12 protein-coding genes are annotated in these 13,871 nt (G+C 70.5%); 10 read left to right on the forward strand and 2 right to left on the reverse strand.

Features of this window, described 5'->3' with window-relative positions; all coding sequences use genetic code 11:
- The 3 genes from VFF46_RS01945 to VFF46_RS01955 form a co-directional block, all read left to right on the forward strand.
- Positions 1-607, forward strand: a 607-nt coding sequence (locus VFF46_RS01945) for an ABC transporter ATP-binding protein (RefSeq protein ID WP_325035231.1), incomplete at its 5' end; no start/stop codon positions are given.
- Positions 604-1,380, forward strand: a complete 777-nt coding sequence (locus VFF46_RS01950) for an ABC transporter permease (protein ID WP_325035232.1) — start codon at positions 604-606, stop codon at positions 1,378-1,380. The genes VFF46_RS01945 and VFF46_RS01950, both read left to right, overlap by 4 nt.
- Before the next feature lie 16 nt (positions 1,381-1,396).
- Positions 1,397-2,326, forward strand: coding sequence for a COX15/CtaA family protein (locus VFF46_RS01955; RefSeq protein WP_325035233.1), 930 nt, complete (start codon positions 1,397-1,399; stop codon positions 2,324-2,326).
- Positions 2,327-2,347: 21 nt separating this feature from the next.
- Here the strand turns inward: VFF46_RS01955 and VFF46_RS01960 are convergent, their stop codons facing one another.
- Positions 2,348-3,442, reverse strand: coding sequence for a ScyD/ScyE family protein (locus tag VFF46_RS01960; protein ID WP_325035234.1), 1,095 nt, complete (start codon positions 3,440-3,442; stop codon positions 2,348-2,350).
- A gap of 117 nt (positions 3,443-3,559) precedes the next feature.
- On the reverse strand, positions 3,560-4,486 hold the full coding sequence (locus VFF46_RS01965) for a heme o synthase (RefSeq protein ID WP_325035242.1): 927 nt from the start codon (positions 4,484-4,486) through the stop codon (positions 3,560-3,562).
- Between the two features lie 302 nt (positions 4,487-4,788).
- On the opposite strand from VFF46_RS01965, the gene tkt reads away from it, so the two are divergent.
- The 7 genes from tkt to VFF46_RS02000 all read left to right on the forward strand — a co-directional run.
- Positions 4,789-6,960 carry a transketolase gene (gene tkt / locus VFF46_RS01970; RefSeq protein WP_325035235.1) on the forward strand — a complete coding sequence of 724 codons (2,172 nt, stop codon included), beginning with the start codon at positions 4,789-4,791 and terminating at the stop codon, positions 6,958-6,960.
- Between the two features lie 40 nt (positions 6,961-7,000).
- Positions 7,001-8,110 (forward strand): transaldolase, encoded by a 1,110-nt coding sequence (tal, locus tag VFF46_RS01975; protein WP_325035236.1) that lies wholly within the window; start codon positions 7,001-7,003, stop codon positions 8,108-8,110.
- A complete protein-coding gene (locus tag VFF46_RS01980; RefSeq protein WP_325035237.1) occupies positions 8,107-9,681 on the forward strand; it encodes a glucose-6-phosphate isomerase in 1,575 nt (524 codons plus the stop codon). The genes tal and VFF46_RS01980 overlap by 4 nt, the downstream gene beginning before the upstream one ends.
- Before the next feature lie 27 nt (positions 9,682-9,708).
- Positions 9,709-11,259: a glucose-6-phosphate dehydrogenase gene (gene zwf, locus VFF46_RS01985; protein WP_325035238.1), complete on the forward strand. Its 1,551-nt coding sequence runs from the start codon at positions 9,709-9,711 to the stop codon at positions 11,257-11,259.
- Positions 11,256-12,389: a glucose-6-phosphate dehydrogenase assembly protein OpcA gene (locus VFF46_RS01990; RefSeq protein WP_325035239.1), complete on the forward strand. Its 1,134-nt coding sequence runs from the start codon at positions 11,256-11,258 to the stop codon at positions 12,387-12,389. The genes zwf and VFF46_RS01990 overlap by 4 nt, the downstream gene beginning before the upstream one ends.
- The gene (gene pgl, locus VFF46_RS01995) at positions 12,386-13,105 is read left to right on the forward strand and encodes a 6-phosphogluconolactonase (RefSeq protein ID WP_325035240.1); all 720 of its coding nucleotides are present in this window, start codon (positions 12,386-12,388) and stop codon (positions 13,103-13,105) included. Before VFF46_RS01990 ends, pgl begins: the two co-directional genes overlap by 4 nt.
- A gap of 47 nt (positions 13,106-13,152) precedes the next feature.
- Positions 13,153-13,871 (forward strand): isocitrate lyase/phosphoenolpyruvate mutase family protein (locus tag VFF46_RS02000; RefSeq protein ID WP_325035241.1); only part of this gene is annotated, 719 nt, incomplete at its 3' end.

The raw sequence follows: 13,871 nt of genomic DNA on the forward strand, positions 1-13,871 counted from the left end.
GAACGGTGCCGGCAAGACCACGACCGTGGAGACCTGTGAGGGCTTCCGGCGCCCGGATTCGGGCCGCGTCCGGGTGCTCGGCCTGGACCCGCTCGCCGACCACGACGAGCTGATGCCGAAGATCGGCATGATGCTCCAGGAGGGCGGCGCCTGGTCCGGCGTCCGGGCGGTCGAGATGCTCCGGTACGTCGCGACCCTGCACACGCATCCGCTCGACGTCCCCGCGCTGGTGGAGCGGCTGGACCTCGGCAGTTGCGGGCGGACGCCGTACCGGAGGCTCTCCGGCGGGCAGAAGCAGCGGCTGTCGTTCGCGCTGGCGATCGTCGGTCGCCCGGAGCTGGTGTTCCTCGACGAGCCGACCACCGGCCTGGACCCGCACGGCCGGCGGGAGATCTGGCAGCTGATCCGGGACCTCCGCGGCGATGGTGTCACCGTCGTACTGACGACACACGCGATGGACGAGGCCGAGCAGCTGTCCGACCAGGTGCACGTCGTGTCCGCCGGCAAGGTGATCGCGTCCGGTACGCCGGACTCGCTCACCGAACACCACACCCAGTCCCTCGAGGACGTCTTCCTCGAACTCACGTCACCCCGGGACGACCAATGACGACCTACGCACCGCAGCCGGGTAGTGCGCCCTGGGCACAGAAGGTGGTCTCGCACACCCGGATGGAGTTCAAGCTGCTCGTCCGGAACGGCGAACAGTTGCTGCTGGCCCTGGTCATCCCGGTCGGCGTCCTGCTGCTGCTCGGCGCGACCGGCCTCGGCGACCGCCTGCCGCTCGGCGGCGGCCGCCCGATCGACGAGGCGGTCCCCCGCGTGCTCGCGCTCGCGGTCCTGTCCTCGTCCTTCACCTCGCTGGCGATCGCCACCGGCTTCGAACGCCGGTACGGCGTGATCAAACGCCTCGGCGCCTCCCCGTTGTCCCGCACCGGCCTGCTGGCGGGCAAGATCGGCGCGGTCCTGATCGTCCAGCTGATCCAGCTCGCCGTCCTGATCGGCACCGGGTTCGCCCTCGGCTGGAAACCGGTCGGCGGATTCACCGCCGTCTTCGGCGTCATCCTCACCGTGCTGTGCGGTACGGCGGCCTTCGCCTCGCTCGGCCTACTGATGGCCGGCGTACTGCGGGCGGAGGCGACGCTGGCGGCCGCCAACCTGCTGTACCTGCTCCTGCTGGTGGGCGGCGCGATCATGACGCCCGTCGACGAGTACCCGCACGGCATGCAGGCCGTCGTCCGGCTGCTGCCGAGCGCCGCGCTGGCCAGCGGGATCTCGAACTCGACCGTCCACGGCGTCATCCCGTGGGCCGCGGCACTGTCGCTGGCGCTGTGGGCCGCGGTGCTCGGATACCTGGTCTCGCGGACGTTCCGATGGGACTGAGCTTTAGAGTATGCCGGTGACGACGACGGATACCCCGCCCCAGGAGAGCGAGCCGGTGAGCAAGTTCTGGCGCCTGATCCCCGAGCCGAGCCTGGACGTCGTCCGGCGCTGGGGCTGGGCCTCGGTGGCGGTGAACATCGGCATCGTGGTGACCGGCGGGCTGGTCCGGCTGACCGGCTCCGGCCTCGGCTGCCCGACCTGGCCCTCGTGCACCGACGACTCGTACGTCCCGCACGCCGCGCTCGGCTACCACGGGGCGATCGAGTTCACGAACCGGATGCTCGGGTTCGTGGTCGCGATCGTGGCGATCATCACCTGGCTGGTCGTGATGCGCTACCGCCCGATCCGGCGGGACCTCCGCCGGCTGGCGACCGCGGCCGCGCTCGGCGTCCCGATGCAGGGCGTGATCGGCGGCATCACCGTGCTCACCGGCCTGAACCCGTGGATCGTGTCGGCACACTTCCTGGTCTCGCCGGTGATCATCACGCTGGCCGTGTCGATGATGCGCCGCTCCCGGACCAGCCCGTACCCGCACACTCCCCCGGTGGTCCGGGCGCTCGCGACCGCCGCGGTGGTCGCGGTCTGGATCACCGTTGCCCTCGGCACCGTCACCACCGGCGCCGGGCCGCACTCCGGCGACCCGCAGACCGGGCGGAACGGGTTCGATCCGATGCTGGTCAGCCAGTTGCACGCGGATTTCGTGTTCGGCCTGTTCGGCATCACGATCGCGCTGGTGATCGCGACCCGGGTGACCGCCACCTCGCGCACGCTCCGGAAGCTGGCCGCCTGGCTGCTTGCGATCGAGCTGCTACAGGGCGCGGTCGGCTTCACTCAGTACTTCACCGGCCTGCCGTGGGGCGTCGTCCTCGTCCACATGTTCCTGGCCGGGCTGCTGATCGCGCTCGTCACCGCCGTGTACGGCGAACGTGGTACGCCCGCAACGTAGTACGGGCGTACCACGCCTGATTCACCTCACCTGGTAGACCGCGCCCGGGCCGAAGACCGGTCCGGCGACGAACAGCCGGCCCCACCGGTTGAAGGTCGCGCCACCTGGCAGGTGCAGCTGGCCCGGAACCAGTTCGCGCTTGTACCCGGCCGTGTGGTGCCTGCCCGGGTACTGCAGGAACAACCCACCGACTGTCGAGCCACCGGACTCGAAGGCCAGCCAGCTCGCCTTGGCGAGTTCGACCACCGCGAGGGTGCCGTGCGGCCCGCCGGCCAGGCCGACGATCGACGTGTAACCGTCGGCGTACCGCTTGCAGTTGCCCTTCGACGGATTGACCGGGTCACAGACCGCACCCACCGAGCCAGGCTTGATCCGCCAGATCTGCGACGTCCCCGGTGTCGCCGGGAAGCCGCGGAGTTCACCGACGTACCAGTAGCCGTCCGAGCCCACCGTGACGGACGTGGCGACCGCCTCCGACGGGATCGGCGTACCGGGCGGCGGTGCCTGGTTGCCGAGACCGGCCGGGACCTTGACCGTCCGCGGCTTCAACCGCGCGACCGTCGCGATGTGACCGTTCGGCCAGACCCGCAGCAGGTCGTTGCCGGCCGCGTCCGAGACCAGCACCGTGCCGTCACGCAGTGCGGCCACGCCGAACGGATTCGAGTCGGTCGGGTTGTTCTCCAGGTCGTACGGATCCGGGTCCTTCTTCTGGTACGCGCCGATGTCGGCGACCACGACCGGCGCCTTGCCCAGCCGCATCCGGTACAGCGTGAGGCTGCCCGGCGCCGGAGGTGCACCCTCCTGGGCACCGGCACCGGTCAGTGCGTACGTCGTGCCCCACCGGTTCGTGTCGACGGCCGGAGCCAAACCGCCCGAGCCCGGCACGGTGCCGAGCTTCCACGTCCGGCGGCCGTCCGTGGCGTACACGGAGCCGTCACTGACGCTGTAGATGACCTTGTCCCGGTACGTCGAGACTCCGCGCGGGCCGTTCAGCCCCGTGGCCACCGGCTTCAGACTCGCGTGGTGGCTGTCACCGGCATCGGCCTGCCCAGCGACCAGCACGGAACCGGCCAGAGCGACCGCCGCGAGCGCGGCAATGCGTGTTCGTACCCCCATGTGTTCCCCCTGAAGCTACGTCTCCCCAGGCGTGGAATCCCCCTCCACAGACCGGACCATCGCAGCAAAAGATCACGGCGAGGTCAACCGCGGGGCGCCGGAAATCTCAGCGGAGGCTCAGCGCAGCAGGGGGTCGATCGCGGCGGCGATGAAGAGCAGCGCGAGGTAGATGTTCGAGAAGTGGAACAGGCGCATCGGGCGGAGCGCGGCGCCGTCGGCGCCGGTGTGGGCGCGGAGCAGGAGGTGGCGGGCCTCGCGGAGGAACACGAAGCCGAGCACGATCGCGGCCAGCGGGTACACGAAGCCGGTGCCGGCGATCGGCCAGAGCGCGAGCGAGGTGGCGACCATGACCACGGAGTACGCCATGATCTGCCGGGCGGTGGCGACCGGGGTGGCGACCACCGGCAGCATCGGTACGTCGACCGAGGCGTAGTCCTCGCGGTACCGCATCGCCAGCGACCAGGTGTGCGGCGGGGTCCAGAAGAACACCACCAGGAACAGCACGACCGGCGTCCAGGCCAGCTTGCCGGTGACCGCGGTCCAGCCGATCAGGGTCGGGAAGCAGCCGGCGATGCCGCCCCAGACGATGTTCTGCACGGTCCGGCGCTTCAGCACCATCGTGTAGCCGAAGACGTAGAACAGGTTCGCCGCCAGCGCCAGACCGGAGGACAGCCAATTCACGAAGAAGCCGAGCTCCAGCGTGGCGAGCACGCCGAGCACGACGCCGAAGATCGTCGCCGACCGCGGGCTGACCGCGTGCCGCGGCAGCGGACGGCGCCGGGTCCGGCGCATCTGCTCGTCGATGTCGCGGTCGAACACGCAGTTGATCGTGTTCGCGCTGCCGGAGGCGAGGATGCCGCCGATCAGCGTGGCGACCACGATCCGCAGCCCGGGCACACCGTCGGCGGCCAGGAACATCACCGGCACGGTGGTCACCAGCAGCAGCTCGATGATGCGCGGCTTGGTCAGACCGACGTACGCCTTCACCACGTCGCGCACCGACGGACTCACTGTTGTCACTGATACAGCAGCAGCGTCCGGCAGCGGCGTCGGGTACGACGTCGTCGCGGCGGGACGCGGGTCGACGGCCGTCACGAACACCTCGAACAGATCTGGGTTGACGCCGGATGCCCGGCGCTGACGATTCAGCAGTCTACGACGCCCCGTAGGAGGGTTCTGCCACCCCCCTCCGATGAGCGCGTGTGACCTCGCAGACGTCCGGGAACAGGGTGTCGAGCTGAACGGTTGACAAACAGTCGAGCGGTGCGCAGCGGAACGGGTCGGCCACAGTAGGCTCGTCCTGAGCAGACACCTGAAGGATTTCCATCGAGAGGAGCGCCGCCGGCGTGACGGAGAAGACCAAGCTTGAATGGACCGAGCTCGACCAGCGCGCGGTCGACACCGTGCGGGTGCTCGCGATGGACGCGGTCGAGAAGGTCGGGAACGGGCATCCCGGTACGGCGATGAGCCTGGCCCCGGCGGCGTACCTGCTGTTCCAGAAGGTGATGCGGCACAACCCGGCGGACCCGCACTGGGCCGGCCGCGACCGCTTCGTGCTGTCCGCGGGCCACTCCAGCCTGACCCTGTACATCCAGCTGTACCTGGCCGGCTTCGGCCTCGAGCTGGACGACCTGAAGGCGCTGCGGACCTGGGGCAGCAGGACCCCGGGGCACCCGGAGTACCGGCACACCCCCGGCGTCGAGACCACCACCGGCCCGCTCGGCCAGGGCGTCGGCAACGCGGTCGGGATGGCGATGGCGGCCCGCCGCGAGCGCGGCCTGCTGGACCCGGGCACGCCGAAGGGCGAGAGCCTCTTCGACCACAACGTCTACGTGATCGCGTCCGACGGCGACATCGAGGAAGGCGTCGCGTCCGAGGCATCCTCGCTGGCCGGCCACCAGAAGCTCGGCAACCTGACCGTCATCTACGACGCGAACAAGATCTCGATCGAGGACAACACCGACATCGCGCTGTCCGAGGACGTCGCGGCCCGCTACGCGGCGTACGGCTGGCACGTCCAGGACGTCGACTGGACCAACGGCGGCACCGGGTACGAGGAGAACGTCCAGGCGCTGTACGACGCGCTCGAGGCGGCCAAGGCGGTCACCGACAAGCCGAGCTTCATCCGGCTGCACACGATCATCGGCTGGCCCTCGCCGGGCAAGCAGAACACCGGCAAGATCCACGGCTCGGCGCTCGGCGCCGACGAGGTCGCCGCCACCAAGAAGGTGCTCGGCTGGGACCCGGAGCAGACGTTCCAGGTCGCCGACGAGGTGCTCGCGCACACCCGCAAGGCGGTCGAGCGCGGCAAGGCGCTCGAGGCCGAGTGGAACAAGGGCTTCGAGGCCTGGAAGGCGGCCGACGGCGAGCGCGCCGCGCTGCTCGAGCGGCTGTCGAAGCGCGAGCTGCCGGCCGGCTGGCGGGACGCGCTGCCGAGCTGGGACGCCGACGCCAAGGGTGTCGCGACCCGCGCGGCCTCCGGTGACGTGCTGACCAAGCTGGCGCCGGAGCTGCCCGAGCTGTGGGGCGGTTCGGCCGACCTCGCCGGCTCGAACAACACCACCCCGAAGGGCCAGCCCTCCTTCATCCCGCCGGAGTACGCGACCAAGGAATTCCAGGGCGACGAGTACGGGCGGGTCCTGCACTTCGGCATCCGGGAGCACGCGATGGGCGCGGTGCTGAACGGCATCGCCCTGCACGGCCTGACCCGGCCGTACGGCGGGACCTTCCTGGTCTTCTCCGACTACATGCGCCCGTCGGTCCGGCTGGCCGCGCTGATGAAACTGCCGGTCACGTACGTGTGGACGCACGACTCGATCGGTCTCGGCGAGGACGGCCCGACGCACCAGCCGATCGAGCACCTGTCGGCGCTGCGCGCGATCCCGGGCCTGGACGTCGTCCGCCCCGGTGACGCGAACGAGACGGCCGCCGCCTGGGCGACGATCCTCGAGCACACCGACCGCCCGGCCGGCCTGGTGCTGACCCGGCAGAACGTGCCGACCTTCCCCCGCGGTACGGACGGCTTCGCGACCACGGAGAACGTCCACAAGGGTGCTTACGTGCTGCTCGACACCGACGGCACGCCGGACGTCGTACTGATCGGCACCGGCTCCGAGCTGCAGATCGCGGTCGAGGCGCGCGCCAAGCTCGCCGAGGACGGCGTCAAGGCCCGGGTGGTCTCGATGGTCTCGCGCGAATGGTTCGACGAGCAGGACGACGCGTACCGCGAGACCGTCATCCCGGCGGACGTCCGGGCCCGGGTCTCGGTCGAGGCCGGGATCGCGCTCAGCTGGCACGACATCGTCGGCGACGCGGGCCGGTCGGTCAGCCTGGAGCACTACGGCGCCTCGGCGGCGTACCAGACGCTGTACGACGAGTTCGGCATCACCACCGACGCGGTCGTGCAGGCCGCCAAGGACAGCATCGCCACCGCCGCACGGATCAGCGGTCCGGGTGTCCCGCCCGGTCGTTCCGCCGCCGGGCCGGTCGGACCGGCCGATACCGACGCAGCCAACTGAAGACACCCACGAGAACATTCCGGAAGAAGGCATCGGAACCATGAACGATCGCTTGAAAGCACTCGCCGACGCGGGTGTCTCCATCTGGCTCGACGACCTGTCCCGCGAGCGGCTGACCAGCGGCAGCCTGCAGGCGCTGATCGAGGAAAAGCACGTGGTCGGCGTGACCACGAACCCGACGATCTTCGCCAAGGCCATCTCGGACGCCGACGCGTACGCCGGCATCATCGGCCGGCTGGCCGCGCAGGGCGTGTCCACCGACGAGGCGATCCGGGTGATCACCACCGACGACGTCCGGGACGCCGCCGACGTGTTCAAGCCGGTGTACGACGACACCGAGGGCCAGGACGGCCGGGTCTCGATCGAGGTCGAGCCGACGCTCGCGCACGACACCGCGAAGACCGTCGAGCAGGCCAAGCAGCTGTGGGACATCGTCGGCCGGGAGAACATCTTCATCAAGATCCCCGCCACCAAGGCGGGCCTGCCCGCGATCACGCAGACGCTGGCCGCCGGGATCAGCGTGAACGTGACGCTGATCTTCTCCCTCGAGCGCTACAAGGCGGTCGCGGACGCGTTCTTGTCCGGCCTCGAGCAGGCCATCGAGAACGGCCACGACGTGACCAAGATGGCCAGCGTGGCTTCGTTCTTCGTCAGCCGGGTGGACACCGAGGTGGACAAGCGGCTGGACGCGATCGGCACCGCCGAGGCGAAGGCGCTGAAGGGCAAGGCCGCGATCGCCAACGCCCGGCTCGCGTTCCAGGCGTACGAGCAGATCTTCGACACCGACCGCTGGCGCGAGATCGAGACCGCCGGCGCCAAGCCGCAGCGCCCGCTCTGGGCCTCCACCGGCACCAAGGACCCGTCGTACTCCCCCACCCTGTACGTGGACAACCTGGTCACCCGCGGCGTCGTCAACACGATGCCGGAGGCAACGATCAAGGCGGCCGAGGAGCACAGCGAGTTCTCCGGTGACACCGTCCGCGGCAACTACGCGGCCGACCGCAAGGTGATCGACGACCTGGAGCGGCTGGGCATCTCGTACGACGAGGTCGTGCAGATCCTCGAGGACGAGGGCGTGGCGAAGTTCGACGCGTCCTGGTCGGAGCTGCAGGACACCGTCACCGCCGCGCTGAAGGGTGCCGCCAAGTGACCGCTGTGAAGACGCAGAACGGCGACTGGACCGAGGTCGTCGGCAAGCTCGTCGACGAGAAGATCGCGTCCCGGATCGCCGCGAAGGACGCGACGATCTGGGGCCCCGAGGCCGAGCACGAGGCCTCCATCCGGCTCGGCTGGGTGGACCTGCACGAGACCTCGCGGCCGCTGCTGGCCGAGGTCGAGGCGCTGCTCGCGGACCTGCGGTCCGAGGGACTGACCCGGATCGTGCTGTCCGGCATGGGCGGCTCCTCGCTGGCGCCCGAGGTGATCACCCGGACGGCGGGCGTCGAGCTCGTCGTCCTCGACTCGACCGACCCGAGCGTCGTGAAGCGCGCGCTCGACGGTGACCTGTCGAAGACCGTGATCGTGGTCTCCAGCAAGTCCGGCGGTACGGTCGAGACCGACAGCCACCGGCGTACCTTCGCGAAGGCGTTCACCGACGCGGGCATCGACGCGGCCTCGCGGATCGTCGTCGTCACGGACCCGGGCTCGCCGTTCGAGAAGCTGGCCAAGGACGAGGGCTACCGCAAGACGTTCCTCGCCGACCCGAACGTCGGCGGCCGGTACAGCGCGCTGACCGCGTTCGGCCTGGTGCCGTCCGGTCTGGCCGGCGCCGACATCGCCGAGCTGCTCGACCAGGCGGCCGAGGCCGCGCCGGCCCTGCAGGCCGACTCGACGGACAACCCGGCCCTGTGGCTGGGCGCCGTACTCGCGGCGAGCGCCGGCCGGGACAAGGCGATCATCACGGCGGACGGGTCCGACATCGTCGGCTTCCCGGACTGGGCCGAGCAGTTGATTGCCGAGAGCACCGGCAAGAACGGCACCGGCGTACTGCCGGTCGCGGTCGAGGTCGGCGCGCCCGAGCTGCGCAGCGAGGCGGCCGACCTGACCAACGCGCTGCTCGCGGAGAAGGCGACCAGCGGGGTCCCGACCGCGCTGACCTCGGGCTCGCTCGGCGGTCAGATGCTGCTCTGGGAGACCGCGACGGCGGTGGCGGGCTACCTGCTCGGCATCAACCCGTTCGACCAGCCGGACGTGGAGAGCGCGAAGAAGGCAGCGCGTGGCCTGCTCGACGCGCAGCCGAAGCCGGAGGCGGCCGCCTTCACCGAGGGCGCCGTCGAGGTCCGCGGTTCCGAGGGACTGCTCGACGGTGTCGACTCGCTGCAGGGCGCGGTCGACGCGCTGCTCGGCAAGCTCGACGCGGTCGGTTACGTGGCCGTCATGGCCTACCTGGACTCCGAGCGGGACGCCGACCTGGTCGCGATCCGTCCGGCACTGGCCACCAAGACCGGCCGGCCGACGACCTTCGGCTGGGGCCCGCGGTTCCTGCACTCGACCGGCCAGTACCACAAGGGCGGCCACCCGGAGGGCGTGTACCTGCAGATCACCGGTGCGCACCCGACCGACGTGGAGATCCCGGACCGGCCGTTCACCTTCGGCACGCTGATCTCGGCGCAGGCCGCCGGTGACGCGAACGTGCTGGCCGAGCGCGGGCGTCCGGTGCTGCGGCTGCACCTGACCGACGTCGCGAGCGGCGTACGGCAGCTGCTGTCCCTGTTCCAGTAAGCCACCTGACACGGGAGGAAAGTGGCTATGACCGCTGAGCTCGAGGAAGATCCGGCGAGCCCGGTAAACCCCTTACGGGATCCGCAGGACCGGCGGCTGCCGAGGATCGCCGGGCCGTGCGGCCTGGTGATCTTCGGGGTCACCGGCGACCTGGCCCGGAAGAAGCTGATGCCGGCGGTCTACGACCTGGCGAACCGGGGGCTGCTGCCGCCGGGCTTCGCCCTGGTCGGGTTCGCCCGCCGGGACTACACCAACCAGGACTTCGCCCAGATCGTGCACGACTCGGTGAAGGAGCACGCGCGGACGCCGTTCCGCGAGGAGGTCTGGCAGCAGCTCGCCGAGGGCTTCCGGTTCGTCCCGGGTGACCTGACCGACGACGAGGCGTTCGAGCGGCTGCGGGAGACCGTCGACGAGCTCGACGTCACCCGCGGTACGGGCGGGAACCACGCGTTCTACCTGTCGATCCCGCCGGGGCTGTTCCCGGAGGTCGTGCGGCAGCTGTCCGAGCACGGGCTGACCGACGAGAAGCCCGGCTCGTGGCGGCGGGTGGTGATCGAGAAGCCGTTCGGTCACGACCTGAAGAGCGCCCGCGAGCTGAACCACGTGGTCGAGTCGGTGTTCCCGCCCGAGGCGGTGTTCCGGATCGACCACTACCTCGGCAAGGAGACCGTCCAGAACATCCTCGCGCTGCGGTTCGCGAACGCGATGTTCGAGCCGATCTGGAACAGCAACTACGTCGACCACGTGCAGATCACGATGGCCGAGGACATCGGCATCGGCGGCCGCGCCGGGTACTACGACGGCATCGGCGCCGCCCGGGACGTGATCCAGAACCACCTGCTCCAGCTGCTCGCGCTGATCGCGATGGAGGAGCCGGTGAGTTTCGACGCGTGGTCGCTGCGGCAGGAGAAGAAGAAGGTCCTGAACGCGGTGACGCTGCCGGAGCGGCTGGACCTGCACACCGCCCGCGGGCAGTACGCGGCCGGCTGGGCCGGTGGTGTGAAGGTCAAGGGGTACCTCCAGGAGGACGGCATCCCGACGGACTCGGCGACCGAGACCTTCGCGGCGCTCCGGGTCGACGTCGACACCCGGCGCTGGGCGGGCGTCCCGTTCTACCTGCGCACCGGTAAGCGGCTCGGCCGGCGGGTGACCGAGGTCGCGGTGATGTTCAAGCGCGCGCCGCACCTGCCGTTCACCAAGACCGAGACCGAAGAGCTCGGCCAGAACGCCCTGGTCCTGCGGATCCAGCCGGACGAGGGCATCACGGTCCGCTTCGGCGCCAAGGTTCCCGGGACCTCGATGGAGATCCGCGACGTGAACATGGACTTCGCGTACGGCGGCTCGTTCACCGAGTCCTCCCCGGAGGCGTACGAGCGGCTGATCCTCGACGTACTGCTCGGTGATCCGCCGCTGTTCCCGCAGCACACCGAGGTCGAGCTCGGCTGGAAGATCCTCGACCCGGTGCTCGACTACTGGGCCCAGCACGGCAAGCCGGAGCAGTACGCGTCCGGCGACTGGGGCCCGGACTCGGCGCACGAGATGCTCGCCCGCGACGGGCGTTCCTGGAGGCGGCCATGATCATCGACCTGACCGACACCACGTCGAGCGAGATCGCGTCCGCGCTGCTGAAGGCGCGGCGGAACGCCGGGTCGCCGGCGATGGGCATGGTCGGCACGATCGTGGTGGTCGTCGACGAGGCGTCCCACCACGACGCGATGAAGGCCGCGAACGAGGCCGGCCGCGAGCACCCGTCGCGGGTGCTGGTCGCGATCCTGCGGCCCGGCAAGGGCGCGCCCGGCCTGGACGCCGAGGTACGTGTGGGTGAAGGCATTCCGGGCGAGGCGGTGCTGCTGCGGCTGCACGGGGAGCTGGCGAAGGTGCCGGAGTCCGTGATCACGCCGCTACTCCTGCCGGACTCCCCCGTCATCGTCTGGTGGCCGGGCGGCGGTCCGCGGGTCCCGGCCGAGGATCCGCTGGGCAGACTGGGCCGGCGGCGGGTGACCGACGCGGCGGCGACCCGGCGGGCGTCGGTGGACTACAGCGCCCGGGCCGAGGGGTACGCGCCCGGCGACACCGACTTCGCGTGGACGCGGCTGACGCCGTGGCGGGCGTTGATGGCGGCCGCCCTGGACCAGTACCCGACGCGTGTGACCGGCGCCGAGGTGTCGGCGGCCCGCGGCAACCCGAGCGCGGACCTGATGGCGGCATGGCTGCAGTCGCGGTTGAAGGTCCCGGTCGAGCAGCGGACGTCCCGCGGTCCGGGCGTGACCGCCGTACGGCTGTTCACCCCGTCGGGGCAGATCGCGCTGACCCGGCCGGACGGTGCGGTGGCGACGTTCAGCGTTCCGGGGCAGCCGGACCGGCCGGTGGCGTTGAAGCGGCGTACGACGTCCGAGCTGCTGAGCGAGGAGTTGCGGCGGCTGGACCCGGACGACGTGTACGCGAAGACGCTGGCGTGCATGGTGGAGCGAGACGGTATGCCGGCCGAGAAGAAGAAGGTCTCGGACACCGCGCGAAAGTCCACGGCGGCGAAGGTGACCGCGGCGGGCAAGAAGGTGGTCGCTTCGAAGACTGCCACCAGGAAGACGACCGCTGCTGCCAAGAAGACGGCTGCTGCTCCGAAGTCGGCTTCTGCGAAGAAGGCCGTTGCCAAGAAGGCGGTTTCGAAGCAGGCCGCCGCCAAGAAGGTTGCCGGGAGCAAGCGATGACTGTGGATCCGGAGCTGGTGATTCATCCCGATGCCGACGACCTCGCGTTCTCGGCCGCGTCCCGGCTGATCACGGCGATCGTCGACGCGCAGAGCACGGGTGGCGTGGCACAGGTCGTCCTCACCGGCGGGCGGGTGGCCGCGAAGGTGTACCAGGCCGTCGCGGAGTCGCCTGCGCGGGTCGAGGTCGACTGGCGGCGGGTCGAGTTCTGGTGGGGCGACGAGCGGTTCCTGCCGTCCGGCGACCCCGAGCGGAACGAGACCCAGGCGCGGGACGCGTTCCTGTCGGCGCTGGACGTCGACCCGGCGCGGGTACACCCGATGCCGGCCGACACCGGGCAGGGCGCGGAGGCAGCGGCCTCGGCGTACGCCGCTGAGCTGGAGACGGCCGGGTCGCCGACGTTCGACGTACTGCTGCTCGGGGTCGGTCCTGACGGGCATGTCGCGTCGCTGTTCCCCGGGTACCCGCAGCTCGGGGTGACGGACGTGGCCGCGGTCGCGGTGCACGACTCGCCGAAGCCGCCGCCGATCCGGGTGTCGCTGACGTTGCCGCAGCTCAACAATGCGCGCGAGGTGTGGTTCGTGGTGTCGGGCGAGGACAAGGCCGAGGCGGTCGCGAAGGCGCTCGCCGAGGCTGACATTCCCGCGGCCCAGCCGAAGGGACAGAACCGGACGCTGTGGCTGCTGGACGAGGCGGCGGCCCAGCAGGTTCAGTGAGCGAGGTTCGGTGAACGCCGAACTGTGGTGGTGACAGACTCGGGAGCATGACGTTCCGTGAGTTGCACACCGGCCAGTTCGTGATGCCGAACGCGTGGGACGCCGGGAGCGCGGTGCTGCTCGCAGCAGCCGGGTTCCCGGCGATCGCGACGACCAGCGCGGGCATCGCGTTCTCGCTGGCGAAGGGCGACCACACGCTGCCGGACGGCGCGCCCGAGGTGTCGCGCGACCAGATGTTCGCGCGGGTCCGCGAGATCACGGCGGCGGTCGACGTACCGGTGAACGGCGACCTCGAGGACGGGTACGGCGCCACGCCGTCGGACGTCGCCGAGACGGTCCGGCTGGCCCGCGAGGCCGGGCTCGCGGGCGGAAACATCGAGGACTACGACGGGCGGGAGCTGTACGACGCCTCGCTCGCCGTGGAGCGCATCGTGGCAGCCCGGGAGGCAGGCGGCCCGTCGTTCGTACTGACGGCGCGGACGGACGGTCAGTTGCTGCGTACGCCGGTTGCGTTGGCGGACTCGATCGACCGCGCGAACCGTTTCCGGGAGGCCGGAGCCGACTGCTTGTACGTCCCCGGCGTGAACTCACTCGACACGATCCGCACTCTGGTGCAGGAGCTCGACGGCCCCCTGAACGTGGTGATCGGTCTCGGCTCGTCGACCTTGAACGTCACCGACCTCCAGGCTGCCGGTGTGACGAGGATCAGCCTGGGCGGGTCGATCGCTCGCGCTGCGCTCGGGTTCATCCGGCGGAGCGCCGAGGA

Origin of the sequence: Kribbella sp., from assembly GCF_035655035.1 — a bacterium.
Classification (GTDB): domain Bacteria; phylum Actinomycetota; class Actinomycetes; order Propionibacteriales; family Kribbellaceae; genus Kribbella.

Coding starts and splice junctions, on each gene's coding strand:
- VFF46_RS01990 (WP_325035239.1), top strand. CDS start 11,256: ATGATCATCGACCTGACCGACACCACGTCGAGCGAGATCGCGTCCGCG.
- tal (WP_325035236.1), top strand. CDS start 7,001: ATGAACGATCGCTTGAAAGCACTCGCCGACGCGGGTGTCTCCATCTGG.
- zwf (WP_325035238.1), top strand. CDS start 9,709: ATGACCGCTGAGCTCGAGGAAGATCCGGCGAGCCCGGTAAACCCCTTA.
- VFF46_RS01950 (WP_325035232.1), top strand. CDS start 604: ATGACGACCTACGCACCGCAGCCGGGTAGTGCGCCCTGGGCACAGAAG.
- pgl (WP_325035240.1), top strand. CDS start 12,386: ATGACTGTGGATCCGGAGCTGGTGATTCATCCCGATGCCGACGACCTC.
- VFF46_RS01960 (WP_325035234.1), bottom strand. CDS start 3,442: ATGGGGGTACGAACACGCATTGCCGCGCTCGCGGCGGTCGCTCTGGCC.